The organism is Paracoccus ravus (assembly GCF_004522175.1).
In the GTDB taxonomy this organism is placed as follows: domain Bacteria; phylum Pseudomonadota; class Alphaproteobacteria; order Rhodobacterales; family Rhodobacteraceae; genus Paracoccus; species Paracoccus ravus.
This window is the reverse complement of the sequence record NZ_SDEB01000005.1, coordinates 143,469-156,723: the sequence shown is the minus strand read 5'-3', so window position 1 is coordinate 156,723 and position 13,255 is coordinate 143,469. Positions and strand designations below refer to the sequence as shown.

General features: G+C 61.2%; 20 protein-coding genes and 2 tRNA genes. 17 read left to right on the top strand and 5 right to left on the bottom strand.

Going from position 1 to position 13,255, the window contains the following annotated elements:
- Positions 1 to 88: 88 nt before the first annotated feature.
- The 11 genes from ESZ60_RS06370 to ESZ60_RS06320 all read left to right on the top strand — a co-directional run bounded on the left by ESZ60_RS06370 (position 89) and on the right by ESZ60_RS06320 (position 7,501).
- Positions 89 to 1,357 (top strand): tyrosine-type recombinase/integrase, encoded by a 1,269-nt coding sequence (locus ESZ60_RS06370; protein ID WP_167620080.1) that lies wholly within the window; start codon positions 89 to 91, stop codon positions 1,355 to 1,357.
- Positions 1,350 to 1,814: a hypothetical protein gene (locus ESZ60_RS06365; protein ID WP_134679579.1), complete on the top strand. Its 465-nt coding sequence runs from the start codon at positions 1,350 to 1,352 to the stop codon at positions 1,812 to 1,814. The genes ESZ60_RS06370 and ESZ60_RS06365 overlap by 8 nt, the downstream gene beginning before the upstream one ends.
- 79 nt (positions 1,815 to 1,893) lie before the next feature.
- Positions 1,894 to 2,067: a helix-turn-helix transcriptional regulator gene (locus ESZ60_RS06360; RefSeq protein WP_134679578.1), complete on the top strand. Its 174-nt coding sequence runs from the start codon at positions 1,894 to 1,896 to the stop codon at positions 2,065 to 2,067.
- A 12-nt stretch (positions 2,068 to 2,079) separates the two neighbouring features.
- Entirely contained in the window at positions 2,080 to 2,313 is a 234-nt protein-coding gene (locus ESZ60_RS06355; RefSeq protein WP_134679577.1) for a hypothetical protein, read from the top strand.
- Entirely contained in the window at positions 2,310 to 2,576 is a 267-nt protein-coding gene (locus ESZ60_RS06350) for a hypothetical protein (protein ID WP_134679576.1), read from the top strand. Before ESZ60_RS06355 ends, ESZ60_RS06350 begins: the two co-directional genes overlap by 4 nt.
- Positions 2,573 to 3,460, top strand: a complete 888-nt coding sequence (locus ESZ60_RS06345) for a DUF7146 domain-containing protein (protein ID WP_134679575.1) — start codon at positions 2,573 to 2,575, stop codon at positions 3,458 to 3,460. The genes ESZ60_RS06350 and ESZ60_RS06345 overlap by 4 nt, the downstream gene beginning before the upstream one ends.
- Positions 3,457 to 4,992: a YfjI family protein gene (locus ESZ60_RS06340; protein WP_134679574.1), complete on the top strand. Its 1,536-nt coding sequence runs from the start codon at positions 3,457 to 3,459 to the stop codon at positions 4,990 to 4,992. Before ESZ60_RS06345 ends, ESZ60_RS06340 begins: the two co-directional genes overlap by 4 nt.
- The gene (locus ESZ60_RS06335; RefSeq protein WP_134679573.1) at positions 4,967 to 5,293 is read left to right on the top strand and encodes a hypothetical protein; all 327 of its coding nucleotides are present in this window, start codon (positions 4,967 to 4,969) and stop codon (positions 5,291 to 5,293) included. The genes ESZ60_RS06340 and ESZ60_RS06335 overlap by 26 nt, the downstream gene beginning before the upstream one ends.
- 99 nt (positions 5,294 to 5,392) lie before the next feature.
- Complete coding sequence (locus ESZ60_RS06330; protein ID WP_134679572.1) at positions 5,393 to 5,689, top strand: hypothetical protein; 297 nt, start codon at positions 5,393 to 5,395, stop codon at positions 5,687 to 5,689.
- Positions 5,682 to 5,912 carry a hypothetical protein gene (locus tag ESZ60_RS06325; protein ID WP_134679571.1) on the top strand — a complete coding sequence of 77 codons (231 nt, stop codon included), beginning with the start codon at positions 5,682 to 5,684 and terminating at the stop codon, positions 5,910 to 5,912. Before ESZ60_RS06330 ends, ESZ60_RS06325 begins: the two co-directional genes overlap by 8 nt.
- Positions 5,913 to 6,010: 98 nt before the next feature.
- Positions 6,011 to 7,501: a phage major capsid protein gene (locus ESZ60_RS06320; RefSeq protein WP_134679570.1), complete on the top strand. Its 1,491-nt coding sequence runs from the start codon at positions 6,011 to 6,013 to the stop codon at positions 7,499 to 7,501.
- Positions 7,502 to 7,781: 280 nt separating this feature from the next.
- On the opposite strand, the gene ESZ60_RS06315 is transcribed toward ESZ60_RS06320, so the two are convergent.
- Complete coding sequence (locus tag ESZ60_RS06315; RefSeq protein ID WP_134679569.1) at positions 7,782 to 8,138, bottom strand: hypothetical protein; 357 nt, start codon at positions 8,136 to 8,138, stop codon at positions 7,782 to 7,784.
- Positions 8,116 to 8,583 (bottom strand): Panacea domain-containing protein, encoded by a 468-nt coding sequence (locus tag ESZ60_RS06310; protein ID WP_134679568.1) that lies wholly within the window; start codon positions 8,581 to 8,583, stop codon positions 8,116 to 8,118. Before ESZ60_RS06310 ends, ESZ60_RS06315 begins: the two co-directional genes overlap by 23 nt.
- A 442-nt stretch (positions 8,584 to 9,025) precedes the next feature.
- On the opposite strand from ESZ60_RS06310, the gene ESZ60_RS06305 reads away from it, so the two are divergent.
- From ESZ60_RS06305 to ESZ60_RS06290, 4 genes are read left to right on the top strand one after another with little or no spacing between them, the layout of a single operon-like run.
- Positions 9,026 to 9,214, top strand: a complete 189-nt coding sequence (locus ESZ60_RS06305) for a hypothetical protein (RefSeq protein WP_134679567.1) — start codon at positions 9,026 to 9,028, stop codon at positions 9,212 to 9,214.
- Positions 9,211 to 9,468, top strand: coding sequence for a hypothetical protein (locus ESZ60_RS06300; protein WP_134679566.1), 258 nt, complete (start codon positions 9,211 to 9,213; stop codon positions 9,466 to 9,468). Before ESZ60_RS06305 ends, ESZ60_RS06300 begins: the two co-directional genes overlap by 4 nt.
- The gene (locus tag ESZ60_RS06295) at positions 9,465 to 9,674 is read left to right on the top strand and encodes a hypothetical protein (RefSeq protein ID WP_134679565.1); all 210 of its coding nucleotides are present in this window, start codon (positions 9,465 to 9,467) and stop codon (positions 9,672 to 9,674) included. Before ESZ60_RS06300 ends, ESZ60_RS06295 begins: the two co-directional genes overlap by 4 nt.
- On the top strand, positions 9,671 to 9,895 hold the full coding sequence (locus tag ESZ60_RS06290; RefSeq protein WP_134679564.1) for a hypothetical protein: 225 nt from the start codon (positions 9,671 to 9,673) through the stop codon (positions 9,893 to 9,895). Before ESZ60_RS06295 ends, ESZ60_RS06290 begins: the two co-directional genes overlap by 4 nt.
- Positions 9,896 to 10,047: 152 nt before the next feature.
- Here the strand turns inward: ESZ60_RS06290 and ESZ60_RS06285 are convergent.
- Together ESZ60_RS06285 and ESZ60_RS06280 are read right to left on the bottom strand one after the other, a co-directional pair.
- Positions 10,048 to 10,121 (bottom strand) — tRNA-Cys (locus tag ESZ60_RS06285).
- A 181-nt stretch (positions 10,122 to 10,302) separates the two neighbouring features.
- A tRNA-Gly gene (locus tag ESZ60_RS06280) sits at positions 10,303 to 10,377 on the bottom strand.
- Positions 10,378 to 10,600: 223 nt separating this feature from the next.
- Between ESZ60_RS06280 and ESZ60_RS06275 the strand changes: the two genes are divergently transcribed.
- Both ESZ60_RS06275 and ESZ60_RS06270 read left to right on the top strand, forming a co-directional pair.
- Complete coding sequence (locus ESZ60_RS06275; protein ID WP_245155597.1) at positions 10,601 to 11,563, top strand: diacylglycerol/lipid kinase family protein; 963 nt, start codon at positions 10,601 to 10,603, stop codon at positions 11,561 to 11,563.
- Entirely contained in the window at positions 11,560 to 12,348 is a 789-nt protein-coding gene (locus ESZ60_RS06270) for a metallophosphoesterase family protein (protein ID WP_134679563.1), read from the top strand. Before ESZ60_RS06275 ends, ESZ60_RS06270 begins: the two co-directional genes overlap by 4 nt.
- Here the strand turns inward: ESZ60_RS06270 and ESZ60_RS06265 are convergent.
- Complete coding sequence (locus ESZ60_RS06265) at positions 12,345 to 13,151, bottom strand: VOC family protein (RefSeq protein ID WP_134679562.1); 807 nt, start codon at positions 13,149 to 13,151, stop codon at positions 12,345 to 12,347. The two genes, ESZ60_RS06270 and ESZ60_RS06265, sit on opposite strands and share 4 nt — an antisense overlap.
- Positions 13,152 to 13,255 lie beyond the last annotated feature (104 nt).

Genomic DNA, 13,255 nt, shown 5'->3' with positions numbered 1-13,255 from the left:
GCGACTTAGGCTGGTTGCTCGTAACATTCTGTTGCACCCAATATCACCCATCCACTACAGTTTTCGATGGGTAGGACGTGAGTGCAAAATGCCGAAGATGGTTCCCGAACTCGCCCCCATCGAAGTTAAGCGGCTCTCGCATCCTGGCGAAGGCCGCAGCAACGCCATGTTCGCGGTCGGGGGCGTGACAGGCCTTTACCTGCAAATCACGCCGACCGGGGCGCGTAGCTGGATCTTGCGAACGACTATCGGTGGCAAGCGTCGCGATTTGGGTCTGGGCAGTTATCCCGACGTGGGCGTTGGTCAGGCTCGTGAGAGGGCGCGTGAGGCCAAGGATCAGGTCTGGCGGGGCATCGACCCAATCGAGGAACGGAAGGCCGCTAGGGCCGCTCTGGCAGCCGCTCAGAGGCGGGGCATGACGTTCAAGGATGCCTTCGAGAAATACGCGGATGCGAAGCTGGTCGAACTAGGCACGGACAAGGATCGCATTCGCTGGCGGTCCAGCATCGACCGATATGCCGTTCCCCATCTGGGCGACATGCTCGTGGGCGATCTGACAGTACAGGACATGCTTCGCACCCTCGAACCGATCTGGCACGAGAAGACCGATACCGCGTCCCGCGTGCGCGCCAGGATCGAGGCGATTATCTCTTGGGCGACAGTCGCGGGCCACCGATCAGGGGATAACCCGGCCCGTTGGCGTGGCAACCTCGATGCGCTGCTGCCCAAACCCGGAAAGATCGCCGACAAGGGGAACTGGCCAGCTATAGCCCTCGATGATGCGGCTGGTTGGTTCGCGGCATTGCGTCGGCGCGAAGGTATTTCGGCGAGGGCGCTCGAGTTCCTTACGCTCTGCGCGAGCCGGTCAGGAGAGGTTCGCGGCGCGACCTGGGACGAGATCGATATGAAATCGAAGGTCTGGACGATCAGTGCCGAACGGATGAAGGCGGAAAAGGAGCACCGCGTCCCCCTAACCGAGCAAGCGCTGGCGATCATCGAAGCTTTGCCGCGTCAGGCAGGCAGTCCCTACATCTTCGCCGCGCCGCGAAACGGTCAGCTTTCGGATATGACGATCAGCGCCGTCATGCGCCGAATGCACGCACATGAGGTGAGGGCCGGTCGTAAGGGCTGGCTGGACTCACGTTCGAGCCGTCCTGCCGTCCCGCACGGCCTGCGCTCGACGTTTCGCGATTGGGCAGCCGAGCGCACGGACTATCACCGCGACATGGCCGAAATCGCGCTGGCGCATACGGTCGGTTCCGCAGTCGAGCGGGCCTATCGTCGGGGCGACATGATGGAAAAGCGCAGGCAGATGATGGCCGATTGGGCCGCGTACTTGGGGGTGTGTGATGCGTGAGGGTATGCCCTGGGCGTCTTTTTGCGACTTGCGATTCCTTGAGAGCGACGACGCCATGCGCGACATTGCGGCGCTTATCAGAAGCGGATGCGATGACCCGGCATTCATAAAGCTGCTGGCTGATCACATTGATCCCGACTGCAAGACGCCATTCGGCATCAAGTTCGTGGTCAAGCGGTCCAAGAAGGGCGCACCGAAACGTGGGTCGCGAAATACCGACCTAGAGCACTTCCTCTGGAGGCACATCGATGTTTGGAAAGAGCCGGTCGAGGCGGTCGTAACGCACGCACAGTCCGTGTTTGGCGTGGGCCGTACCGTTTGTTTCGCGGCGCTACAGAAGCACCGTGAGTGGCTAAAGGAAAATCCTGAGTTCGAGGATAGCGAGCGGCACATGGAGATGCGCCTTCGTGAACTTGGTCATCCTGATGCGGAACCGTTCAGTCCGGGTAAAGGCTGAATTGCTCGAACCGCAATAGTCGTGCGTAGCTGAAAAATCTGGTCAAATTGAGAGGCATCCCGAAACAAGAGGATGCAGGATGTTTGTATCAGATAAGCAGGTTGCCGAGCGGTATGGCGTGACCCGTCCGACCGTTTGGCGCTGGGTCAAAGCTGACCCGACCTTCCCGAAGCCCATTTCCCTTTCGCCCGGCTGCACCCGCTGGAAGGCGTCCGAATTGGACGTCTGGGAAGCTGCACGTCGCGCGGCCTGAGAGGATCACAGCATGAACTTGAAAATGGAACGCCCCGCCGCCGATGGCACGGCGAACGGGGCAAATATCGAAGCGGCTGGCTTCTCGCATCGACTCTACCCCGTGCAAGACGATGCCGCAACCGCCCCCTTCACGCCGGTCGGCATCGCTGCCCTGCGCGTGCTGCACCTCGTTAACCGCCACAGCCTGAACGCCGAGCAAGCTGCGATGATTGCGGGACTGATCTACGGGGAGGGCAGCGCATGACCGCCGACACGTTCCGAATTCCCATGGACGTGGCAGAGCATTGCCTGAAGGCAGCAAAAGCACTGACAGGCCACTCCGCTCGCCTGGACTATCTGCACACACTCTGGGCCGACGAAGACCCCGATCCCAAAAATGGTGCATTCTGGCACGTCCAGATCGCGCATCCCGAAGCGGCCAAATTGCGCGACAACCTGGATCAGATAGCGACCTTCTTGGAATGGCTGGCCGAATTCTCGGAAACCGGCGAGGAGGCGAGCGAATGAACGCCCGTGAGATTGTCACCGCCCTGCGCGGTCGCCCCGGTCGCGATGGCGGGCTGTGCTTCTGCCCCGCCCACACCAACACCAAGACCCCAGCGCTTTCGGTGAGCGACGGTCGCGACGGTCGCCTTCTGCTTCATTGCCATACTGGCTGCCGCTTCGAGGACATCATGGTCGCCCTACGCGGTCTGGGGCTGGTCGAAGGCAAGGGCAGCTTCTCCCCGCCTTCGCAGGCCGAGTTGGCCGCGATCCGCGAGGTTGAACGTCGGGAAGCCCAGAAGCGGGCCGATCAGGCGCTGCGCTGCTGGAATGAGGCCGGGCTGATCAGCGGAACGCCCGCCGACGTATATCTTCGCGAGTGCCGGGGCATCACTGCCCCCCTGCCGGTGACCCTGCGCTTCCATTCCGCGTGCTGGCATGGGCCGACTGCACAACGCCTGCCCGCAATGGTGGCGCTGGTCGAGGGATTGGGTTTGCCCGCCGTTCATCGCACCTACCTAACCCCGCACGGCTCGGCGAAGGCACAGGTCGAGCCGAAAAAGATGATGCTGGGCACGACCGCTGGCGGTCACGTCGAGGTCGCTAAGGCAGATGGGCCGCTGGTTGTATGCGAGGGCATAGAAACCGGGCTGGCGCTCGCCTCTGGCCTGCTGGCGCGCCCGGCGACGATCTGGGCGGCACTCAGCACGTCGGGCATGTCCGGTCTGCTGCTGCCCGAAATTCCCGGTCGGCTGACGGTCGCCACCGATGGCGATGACGCAGGCACCCACGCGGGCAAGGCGCTCGCCATGAAAGCCAAGGCGAAAGGGTGGCAGGTGTCGCTGCTGCCCGCGCCGAACGGCCAAGATTGGGCCGATGTTCTCAAGTCGAAAAGGGGCGCGGCATGAACGTGATCGTGCAGAAAATCCACAAAGACGAAATCGCGTTCAATCCCGAATGGCCCGACGCAGATCTGCGGTTACTTCGCTCCGATCTTCCCGAACCGCCGACGCTGCACTTGGGTGAAGTTTTCTCGCCCCAATGGGCCGACTGGATCAGTTCCGCTGCAGACTGCAAGGGCGCACCGGCTGACTATGTGGTTGCGGCAGTTTTGTCAGTTTGCGGCTCGCTGGTCGGCAACACGCGTTGGGCATCGCCTTGGGCAGGATGGGCGGAACCGCCAGTGCCGTGGTTCGTCATCATCGGCAATCCGTCGGCAGGTAAAAGCCCTGGACTCGATGCGGTGCTGGTTCCCCTGAAAAAGGCGGAGCGGGCCATGCGCGAGAAAGTGCAAGGCGACCTCGACGACTGGCGCGCCAAGGCAGAGGTCGCCAAGCTGGCCGAGTCGGCATGGAAGGAGGCGGTCAAGGCTGCGATCAAGGCGGGCGACGAGCCGCCCGCACGCCCTGCCAGCGCGAACCCCGGCGACGAACCTGCGATGCCCCGGCTGGCTCTGGCTGATGCGACGGTCGAGAAGCTGGCCGTCATTATGTCGAGTCAACCGCGGGGCACGTTGCTTGCCCGCGACGAATTGGCGGGTTGGTTGCAGGGCATGAGTCGCTATTCCGGTGGTGGATCTGACCGGCCCTTTTGGTTGGAAGCCTATGGCGGACGTTCTTATTCCGTCGAGCGTATGGGTCGCGATCCGGTCTATATCGATCGCCTGACAATCGGCGTTCTCGGAGGCATCCAGCCCGACCGTCTGCGCTCGCTGCTAATCAAGACCGACGACGATGGCCTTCTTGCTCGCCTGATGCCGGCTTGGCCGCATCCCGCGCCGGTCAAACGCCCTGATGCTCAGCAAGACGACGCCTTTCTTGATGGTGCCCTGCAGCGCCTGCTATCGCTGCAGATGCCTGCCGATGAAAGTGGGCATATCCGTCCGTGGTTCGTGCCCTTCTCGGAGGATGCCCGCGAGTTGCTGGACCACTTCCGCAAGGCGGTGCGGGAATGGGAGGCTGATGCCGAAGGATTGCTGCTTTCTTTCATCGGGAAGCTGCCTGGCGTCGCCGTCCGGCTCTCGCTTGTTTTGGGCATGATGGAGTGGGCCAGCCAAGAGGCCGTGGAGCCGGTCGAAGTGTCGATTAATCACTTCGGTCGGGCGGCTCATCTGGTTGAAAGCTACCTGCTGCCGATGGCACGCCGTGCCTATGCCGAACATTCGGGAAGCCCCGCCCAGCGGTCTGCGCGCGCCCTTGTCGCGCTGATCCAAGAGGAAGGTTGGGAACACTTCACTGCACGGGATGTGCGCCGCAAACAGCGCGCGCACCTGCAGGACATGGAGGCAATCAATCCGGCGATCAAAGTCCTTGAGACTGCGGACCTGATCCAGCCCGTCGAGGTGCCGTCTGGCCCCAAGGGCGGTGCCCCCAAGCGTCTTTTCGTGGTCAACCCTGCCGTTATGGAGGGCAAGAATGAGCAAATGGCTACGCGCGGCTAAGGGCCTTCCCGTTCATACTGACAAACTGACGGAACTGACAAAACCCAACCATAACGCGAATGAGCACCCACCGGCGCAAGAATACCGTGGGTTTCGTCAGTACTGTCAGTCCGTCAGTTCGACCGAAGATCCGAGTAAGCGCGATGGAGAAAGTGTCGCCGACGAGGTTCCGTCAGTTCTGTCAGTTTGTCAGTTCGTGCCGGATTCCCGCCTGCCGCCCAGCATCGCCGCTGCCGTGATCGTCGCGTTCGAGGACTACGCCGCCATCGACGATCCATTCGACGCGAGGGCGTGGGCATGACCGGGGGTATCGACAAATCTGGGCCGATTGCCCGACCACCCGCGCCCCACCACCCCCCATACGCATCCGCAATTCAGAAAAAACGCAAAGGAGATTGCCGTGACGGCTTCTACCTACTTCGTCCGAAATCTGAAGGTTCACTTCGCGCTTCCGGGCAGCAGCGGAGAAAGATTGCTCGCTACGTTCGACCTAATTGGTCGTGCGCGTCCAATGAAGGGGTGTCGCCTGATCGTGGCGGCTGATGGGCGGCAATTTGTCGCGTCCCCGGTCACTCAAGAGGGCGGGGGAAAACATATGCGCGTTTGGAACGCCCATGCGGACGTCACGCGCAGGGCTATGTCAGCCTATGGCTACACGATGCGGCAGGCCATGAAGGGAGGACGCGCCAATGTCTGACATGACCCGTCACCCGGATGTCGAGCGCGCTCGCCGCTTGGTCGCCGATGGCGTCGAGGATCTCGCCGAGGACCAAGGCGACGTCCGAATCTTCGCGGCGGCAATGCTCACCGCTGCTATCGAACTTCACGTAGAGGTCGAGGGCGTAGAAGGCCTGTCCCGCGCGCTCACGTATCTGGCCCGCAAGCACCTCGTAACCACAGGGCACGCCGGTTCGGCCTGATTCTTGCCGCAATCCTCTGAATCTGCTATGTTCCGAATACATCCTGCGCTTCTGGCTGATGGCCGCTGCTTCCCGGATGTCTTCCTTGCGGGCCGCTGATGGCGGTGATGCGCTCGGGCATAGCAATCGGAAACATCAACCGACTGCGGTGCTTTCGCGTACCTGCCGCACCGCTTGGAGAAATCATCATGCTAGACTTCACTGACAGCCACTTGATTGCCGTTCGCCGTCACGCAACCGCCATTGCCGGTAGGCTTGGCCTCAAGCGCGACAAGGACTTTTCCGCCCACACCTTCGACTGGAAGACGCTCAACAGCGTTCAGGCCGATACGCTGCGGGCCGCTCGCGATCTGGCGGACAAGATCACGGATTCCATGCCCGAAAGCGAAGCGCGATGCATCGAAGAATGCCATGACGTGCTGCTTCACTGCTACGAGGTGATGGAGCAGGAAAAGGACATTCGCAGCCAGATCGGTGACCGTGGTGCACGTGCCGATGGGCGCAATCCATTCAGCCGCGCACCGAAACAATCGGACGTGGAGCAAGGGCCTATCGGCTCCAGCGACTACATGGAAAGTGATCTGAACGAAAATCCGCAAGTGCCACTACTGCGGTCGGGGCAAAGCATGGTTGAACACGTTCGTACCAACCGTTTTCAAGGCGGCGACACTCTGCGCGGTCTGACCGAAGGCGCGTTCTTCCGCGCGATGGTGACGGGGGCACAGAACGACATCGAGCGGCGGGCGCTGGCCGAGGGCAGCGACAGCGCTGGTGGCTACACTGTGCCGACCATTCTGGAAGCCCGCCTGATTGATCGCCTGCGGGCCGCGTCGGTGGTGTTCCGTGCGGGGGCTGTGACCATGCCGCTTTCGTCAGATCATCACACCATTGCGAAGGTGGCGACTGATCCGGTTCCGGCGTGGCGTCTGGAAAACGCGGCCATTGCCGAAAGCGAACCGACCTTTTCGCAGGTCCAGCTTGTGCCCCGCATGTTGGCCGTCATGGTCAAGGTCAGCCGCGAGCTTCTGGAGGACTCGGTCAATCTGGGCACTGCCCTGCCGAATATCATCGCGTCGGCAATGGCGGCTGAGCTTGATCGCGTGGCGCTTCTGGGAACCGGCACCGCGCCGCAACCCCGTGGCGTTATCAACTTCGTGGGCAAGACCTCCACTACCGTAACGGCTGGCGCGCTGACCTATGGCAAGCTGCTGGCCGCGCGGACTGCCCTTCGCGGGGCGAACTCGGATGTCACGGCCTACATCATGTCGTCGCGTGACGAGGGCCTGCTGTCGGGACTTACGGATACCACGGGACAGCCGCTGAATATCCCGCCCGCGATTGCGAACGTGCCGATGCTGGCAACGACCGCCTTGCCCCTGAACTTGGGGACGGGAACCGATGAGGCCCCTGTCTTCGCGGGTGACTGGTCGAAGCTGCTGATCGGCCTGCGGGCTGGCCTGCGGATCGAGGTGCTGCGCGAACGCTACGCCGATGTGCATCAATATGCGTTTGTTGCACACCTGCGGGCCGACATCGCTGCCGAACACGAATCTGCCTTCACCGTGTTCAACGTCACGGACGGCTCCTAAGCTGCCCAGGGGGCGGGAGCATCTCGCCCCCCATTCCGCCTGCGTACCCGCGTCCCCCCTTCATTTTCACTGAGGTCGGGATTCAGTAGGGGGTAGGGGTGCCGAAAGGTCAGGAGCCGCTTTGCTCTGGCAACCCGCGTCCTACCCATTCGGAGATTTTTTCCTGCCGTTTGAATTTGGCAGGTGCGGACCAGAGACAAAGCTCGGCATTTGCTAGGTTTTCTGGGGTCGTATGAAATCAAAGGTGCGCAGTGATTCCGCAATGCACGAGATGCCACATTCAGCCTTTGTCAATCTGCTTCTTGGCTATAGCAGTGACTATGGCACCCATGCCCCCGCTAAAGAGCGTTCCCTGAACTTTCCCAAGTTGATCGGCGCTCAACCATCCCCAACATGAGGGGGCAAGGTAATGCCAAGCCCAAGCCACTAGGCTCAGCGTGAACAGCGTAGAAAAGACCACTGTGATAACCACGACAATGCAGCCGTATGTCGTTAGCCACCAGTGGTCGTTTCTCTGGCGAATTTCGTCCAGCTTGCCCCAGTTCTTCTGCTCACTTTCGGCAGTCGAACGATCCGCCCAAGGCGGCGGCTCGCTGAAATCGGGAGTGGGGATCTCAGGCGGCTTCTTGTCTTGCAAGCAGTAACTCGCTGTAATGCTTCTTTATCAACTCGTCTGGGATCTCAATTCGCCGGACATTGGGAACGTATACTTGGTCCCATGGCGTCCCGCTTTGATGGGTGAGGTATGAGAGTGTTATGCCGTCCATATGTCCATACTTCTCGAATACGTCCTGTAGGAACGAACGAGTTTCAGGATCGGTCGACGGCGTGTCTGGGTCACCTACCGCGCTGAATGGGATGGACTTTCCGCCATATGATTTCGTGGCGTGATAAAGGTCTGGTATGACGGGTCCGTACTGCCACGCCTCAATGCGATTGCGGAACAGGTCGCGCTTCAGGATGGCAAGGGCCCAGCCGTGAGCAATGTAAGTGAGCTTCATCAGCTGCATCGGCGTCAGCGTTTTACCTTTTGCCTTGGCAAGCTTCAGGATGTCGTCGGCAATCGTGATAGCGTCGTACATTGCGTCCTCCGGCCCTGATTTAGCGTCGGCGTTAGTATAGCACACGTTGTCAAGTGCAGCGTTAATGCAAGTGAATTTTAGGCAGAATGCGACTTCTTTGCGATCACATGACTATGATTCACGATGAGGAAATCGTGGCGTGACTTGTGAGCCGTTGCGGCCGCGCCGTTCCTCAAGGAACAGCCGGATCATCTCCGGCCGCGTCGGCTGCGGCTCTAGCTTCGCGCGTTCTGCGTCGAGCCAGTCTAGGACGTCCCTGCGAACTCGAACGGTGATCGCCTCCGAATCCACACGTGGACGCCCCATACGCTTACCTTCACTTTTTGACATTAAAAAGTCCTTGACCGATTATAGTTTATAATGTCAAAAAGTATGCAGGCGGGCAAGGTGCTGGAACACCTTCCCGCCCTAACCGAAACCCGTTCTTTAAGGGAGAACGCGAATGGCTACCCATTGCCATAACGGACCCGGCTTGCCTGTCGCAAGCCTTCACGAAATCCACGACTGCTTGACGCTTGCCCTGGACGCATCCGAGCGTCCGAAGGGCTACACGACCGCCGAGCGTGAGGCGCGCAGCTACATGCGCACAGCGCTGCGCCGCGTCGGCAAGCTGATGGAGGGAGTGGCATGAGTACCGTGTCAGTATCTGCCCTTCCCGAGGGCGTGGCCGAACGCCTTGCCGCCTTTGCTGAATGGACGGGCACACCGCTTTTCCCCGCCGAGAAGGTGCTTTTCGATCAAGGCGGAGAGGACGGCCACACGTTCAGCGACGAGTTCTTGACCTATGTCCAGCGCGTGGGGATGTCGCTTGATTGGGTTTATCTCGGGGATGCGATGCCGCTTGTGATGCGGGCTTACAACGCAGCACAGGAGGTCCGGGAATGAGCGCGCTCGAAACCTATCTGGAAAAGATGCAGGGCGATGCAGCGGCACTGGAAGCCATCGCCCGCGCCATGCGCGCCCTGTCCACTCGCGAAGAGGAGGACGCTCGCGCCCTCTTGGTTGATCTGGCCGAAAAGGCATTCAGCCTCAGCAGTGGCCTTAACGAGAGCTTGGACATCGTTAACCTCCCGAAAGGGGCCGTGGCATGAGCTATTTCACCGCCCATTGCGACACCGAGGCCGAGCTTCACACCATCGGGGCGCTGCTGTGCGTCCTTGACGAAGTGGCGACCGACCATCTGGCCGGATACGATACTACAATGTGTTCGGGCATCATCAATCTTATCCGCGTTGTCGGGGAGCGCGTCCAAGAGGTGCAGAAGTTGCATGACCTGGAATTGTCGTTGCAAGGCGTAGAGAAGGCCCTGTGACGCAGATCGCTCGCTATCTCTCCGATGGCGGGCAAGTCTGATTCCGGCGCATCCCGTCGCGTCCAATCATTCTAGAGATGATGGGTACAGTGATGGGGTGCGAATCAAGCCGCACTTAATATTAAGGAAAAACAATGACCTGTGTGGAGATTTGGAGGCGGGTACCGGAATCGAACCGGTCTTCACGGATTTGCAATCCGCTGCGTAACCTCTCCGCCAACCCGCCGTTGCCGTAGCCCCGCAGTGTTTAGCGACTTCGCAGGGTCAGCGCAAGACAAGTTGCTGCAAGAGAATGCGCAATTCGGTCCGTTCCAAGCAGGCATGTCTCTTTGCTGATCTCGCGCGACGCAGAAAACAGAAAAGCGGCCCGAAGGCCGCTTTTCTGTTTTCTCCATCCGGAGAGTATTTGGAGCGGGCGATGAGATTCGAACTCACGACCCTAACCTTGGCAAGGTTATGCTCTACCCCTGAGCTACGCCCGCACTCCATTCCGTCGGCTGTTTCGGCTTCGTTTGCCGTCGTCCCCTTCGGTGAGCGGTGATTTATGGGACTGTGCCGATGGGCGCAAGTGGAAAAAGCCGATTTTTCGGAAAAATCTTAACTAATTTTTCAAGTTATTGTTTTTTATATATAAAACGGCCGAAGGTGTGGGGCGCGTCCAAGGTAGTCGGAACCTGGGCTCCAGCCGCGGGTTCAGGAAACTGGTTGACGGACGGGGACGGCATGGAAGAGCAATTCAGCTACGATCTGGCCCAGGCGAGGGTCGCTGTCATCGTCAATCCCGGATCAGGACGTCAGGATGGCGACGCGATCGCCATGCGAATCCGCGACCGGCTGGAAGCGCGCGTGGCGGCCTTCGAGATCCGTCGCGTCGCCCGCGGGGCCGATCTGCCGGCGGCGGCTGGCGAAGCTTTGGCGGCTGGAAGCGATCTTGTGGTTGCGATTGGCGGCGATGGGACGCAGGCCGCCATTGCCAGCGTGCTGGCCGGGACGGACGCGGTCATGGCGGTGGTTCCTGGTGGGACGTTCAACTACTTCTCGCGCGACCTTGGTATCGGCCAGTCCGTTGATGAGGCGCTTGCGGTCCTTGACCGCCCTGCGCTGCGCCGGATCGATACCGGTGAGATCAATGGCATGCTGTTTCTGAACAATGTCAGCTTTGGCGCCTATCCCGAAATTCTCAAGCGGCGCGAGGATATCTATCGACGTTGGGGGCGCAGCAGGCTGGCGGCCTATTGGTCGGCGGTCGTTGCGATGTGGAACCTGCGCCATCCGATCCGTCTGACGCTTCGCGCCGAAGGGAAGGAGCATCATTTCACCACCGCGCTCGCCTTTGTCGCCCGCAGCGCCTATCAGCTGGAAAACTTTGGCCTCGACGGGGCGGCGGATGTGCGGGCAGGGCGGCTGGCGGTGCTGGTGGCGCGCGCGCGCTACCCCTGGCCTTTGGTGCGCTCGGCCCTGCGGCTGGCTCTGGGCAACTCCGCGCGATATCAGGATTTCGATCTGGTGAGCGCCGAGGAAATGGAAATCGAGGCGCTCCCGCGCCATGAATATATCGCTCATGATGGCGAGAAATGCTGGATGGATTCGCCGTTTAGGATTCGCGTCCGGGCGGGCGCGCTGCGCGTGCTGGTTCCGGCAGCAGACGGGGGTCCTGATCGGGAATGACGCGGATCATCCATCTGTCAGACCTGCATTTCGGCTTTGAACGGCGCGAGCTCATCGAGCCGCTGCTGGATCTGGTCAATGGGGCCGAGGCCAATCTTGTGGTGGTCACCGGAGACCTGACCCATCGTGGCCGATCGTCGCAATTTGCCCGCGCCCGCGCCTTTCTGCGTCGGATCGAGGCCCCGCTGATCGCGGTTCCCGGCAATCACGACATACCGCTTTACCGGCTGACCGACCGGATGATGCAGCCTTATCTGCGCTATCGCCGCAGCATCGCGGACGAGCTTGAGCCGATCGGCCATGTCGGCGCGGTCCGCGTGCAGGGGCTGAACAGCGTCGATCCGATGTCCTGGCAGCGCGGCATCCTGACCCCGGCCCAGATGCGCCGCGCCGTCGAGGCGGTCCAACCGGATTGCATCAATATCGTCGCGCTGCATCATCCGATGCAGCAGCGCCCCGAGGTGGACAAGGCGCTGATGCGCGGCGCGTCGGACGCGCTTGCCCTCTTCGAGCGCTCGGGCGTCGATCTGGTCCTTTCGGGCCATCTGCATATTTGGTCGGCGGGCGCGTTTCTTGCGCCTTCGGGGCGCAGCCTCTTGCAAATCCAGGGCGGCACTGCGCTTTGCGCGCGCGAGGATGATTTGCAGAACGAGTTTGCGGTCCTCGATTTCGCCGGCGACGAATTGGCGATCCATCGCCATGTCTCACCGATGAACGAGCGGGGCTTCCGCCCGCCCCAGATCATCCGCTTTCGGCGCGAGGGCGGGCTGTGGCAGCCCGGCTAGCGCCGGGTCCGGGCCTTGGCTTCGATGCGGAACTCGGTGCCCCAGGGATCGGCAAGGCTGCCCGCGCCAAGCTGGTCCAACCGTGTCGCATCGGCCTGAAGGACGATCTCGGCCAAGCCCGCGGTATCGGGGCGGCGCTGTCCCGCGGCCCGGCTGTTCCAGATATTTCCCGCCAGATGGTGGTGATATCCGCCGCTTCCAAAGAAGCTCGCGCCAGGGCGATGCGATGTCCGATCCATGCCAAGGCGGCTCGTGTAGAAATCCTCGGCTTTCGCGATGTTTCCGACTTGCAGATGGACATGCCCGATGACGGTGCCATTCGGAGCGGCCTGCCAATCGTCGCTCCCGATCCTTTGCAGGGCGGCAAGGTCGAGGGGGCGGGTATCCATCACCACCTCGCCGCCATGATGCCGCCAGTCGTCGCGGGGGCGATCCGCATAGATCTCGATCCCATTGCCCTCGGGATCGTGCAGATAGAGCGCTTCGCTGACCAGATGGTCCGATGCGCCATCAAGTGAAACCCGGTTCGCGGCGGCAAAGCGCAGCCAGCTGCCCAATGCGACGCGGTCTGGCAGAAGGAAGGCCGTGTGGAACAGGCCCGCCTCATTCGAGTGATGCCGCGCCGCGCGGTCGCTGCGCAGATCGAGCAGCGCAAGATCTCCAACGCCCAGGATATGCTGCTCTCCGTCGCCCCGCAGATATGCAAGGCCGATGATCCGCTGGTAGAACGCGCTGACCTTGTGCAGGTCCTTGACCCTCAAGGCCACGCGACCGATCTGGATGGGGCCGTCACTGCTCGCCATGGAACTCTCCTTTTTGCGTTATGTCCTATCTAGGACCTGCCATTGCGGCGAGAAATGGCAGGGATCAGGGCGACACTGTCCCCGATTCGGCGATAATCGGCGCC

What these genes read in the sequence shown, in the direction of transcription:
- ESZ60_RS06335 (WP_134679573.1), top strand. Translation starts at nt 4,967, where the DNA reads ATGAGCAAATGGCTACGCGCGGCTAAGGGCCTTCCCGTTCATACTGAC.
- ESZ60_RS06295 (WP_134679565.1), top strand. Translation starts at nt 9,465, where the DNA reads ATGAGCGCGCTCGAAACCTATCTGGAAAAGATGCAGGGCGATGCAGCG.
- ESZ60_RS06325 (WP_134679571.1), top strand. Translation starts at nt 5,682, where the DNA reads ATGTCTGACATGACCCGTCACCCGGATGTCGAGCGCGCTCGCCGCTTG.
- ESZ60_RS06320 (WP_134679570.1), top strand. Translation starts at nt 6,011, where the DNA reads ATGGCGGTGATGCGCTCGGGCATAGCAATCGGAAACATCAACCGACTG.
- ESZ60_RS06300 (WP_134679566.1), top strand. Translation starts at nt 9,211, where the DNA reads ATGAGTACCGTGTCAGTATCTGCCCTTCCCGAGGGCGTGGCCGAACGC.
- ESZ60_RS06265 (WP_134679562.1), bottom strand. Translation starts at nt 13,151, where the DNA reads ATGGCGAGCAGTGACGGCCCCATCCAGATCGGTCGCGTGGCCTTGAGG.
- ESZ60_RS06290 (WP_134679564.1), top strand. Translation starts at nt 9,671, where the DNA reads ATGAGCTATTTCACCGCCCATTGCGACACCGAGGCCGAGCTTCACACC.
- ESZ60_RS06270 (WP_134679563.1), top strand. Translation starts at nt 11,560, where the DNA reads ATGACGCGGATCATCCATCTGTCAGACCTGCATTTCGGCTTTGAACGG.
- ESZ60_RS06345 (WP_134679575.1), top strand. Translation starts at nt 2,573, where the DNA reads ATGAACGCCCGTGAGATTGTCACCGCCCTGCGCGGTCGCCCCGGTCGC.
- ESZ60_RS06340 (WP_134679574.1), top strand. Translation starts at nt 3,457, where the DNA reads ATGAACGTGATCGTGCAGAAAATCCACAAAGACGAAATCGCGTTCAAT.
- ESZ60_RS06370 (WP_167620080.1), top strand. Translation starts at nt 89, where the DNA reads ATGCCGAAGATGGTTCCCGAACTCGCCCCCATCGAAGTTAAGCGGCTC.
- ESZ60_RS06305 (WP_134679567.1), top strand. Translation starts at nt 9,026, where the DNA reads ATGGCTACCCATTGCCATAACGGACCCGGCTTGCCTGTCGCAAGCCTT.
- ESZ60_RS06365 (WP_134679579.1), top strand. Translation starts at nt 1,350, where the DNA reads ATGCGTGAGGGTATGCCCTGGGCGTCTTTTTGCGACTTGCGATTCCTT.
- ESZ60_RS06355 (WP_134679577.1), top strand. Translation starts at nt 2,080, where the DNA reads ATGAACTTGAAAATGGAACGCCCCGCCGCCGATGGCACGGCGAACGGG.
- ESZ60_RS06310 (WP_134679568.1), bottom strand. Translation starts at nt 8,583, where the DNA reads ATGTACGACGCTATCACGATTGCCGACGACATCCTGAAGCTTGCCAAG.
- ESZ60_RS06350 (WP_134679576.1), top strand. Translation starts at nt 2,310, where the DNA reads ATGACCGCCGACACGTTCCGAATTCCCATGGACGTGGCAGAGCATTGC.
- ESZ60_RS06360 (WP_134679578.1), top strand. Translation starts at nt 1,894, where the DNA reads ATGTTTGTATCAGATAAGCAGGTTGCCGAGCGGTATGGCGTGACCCGT.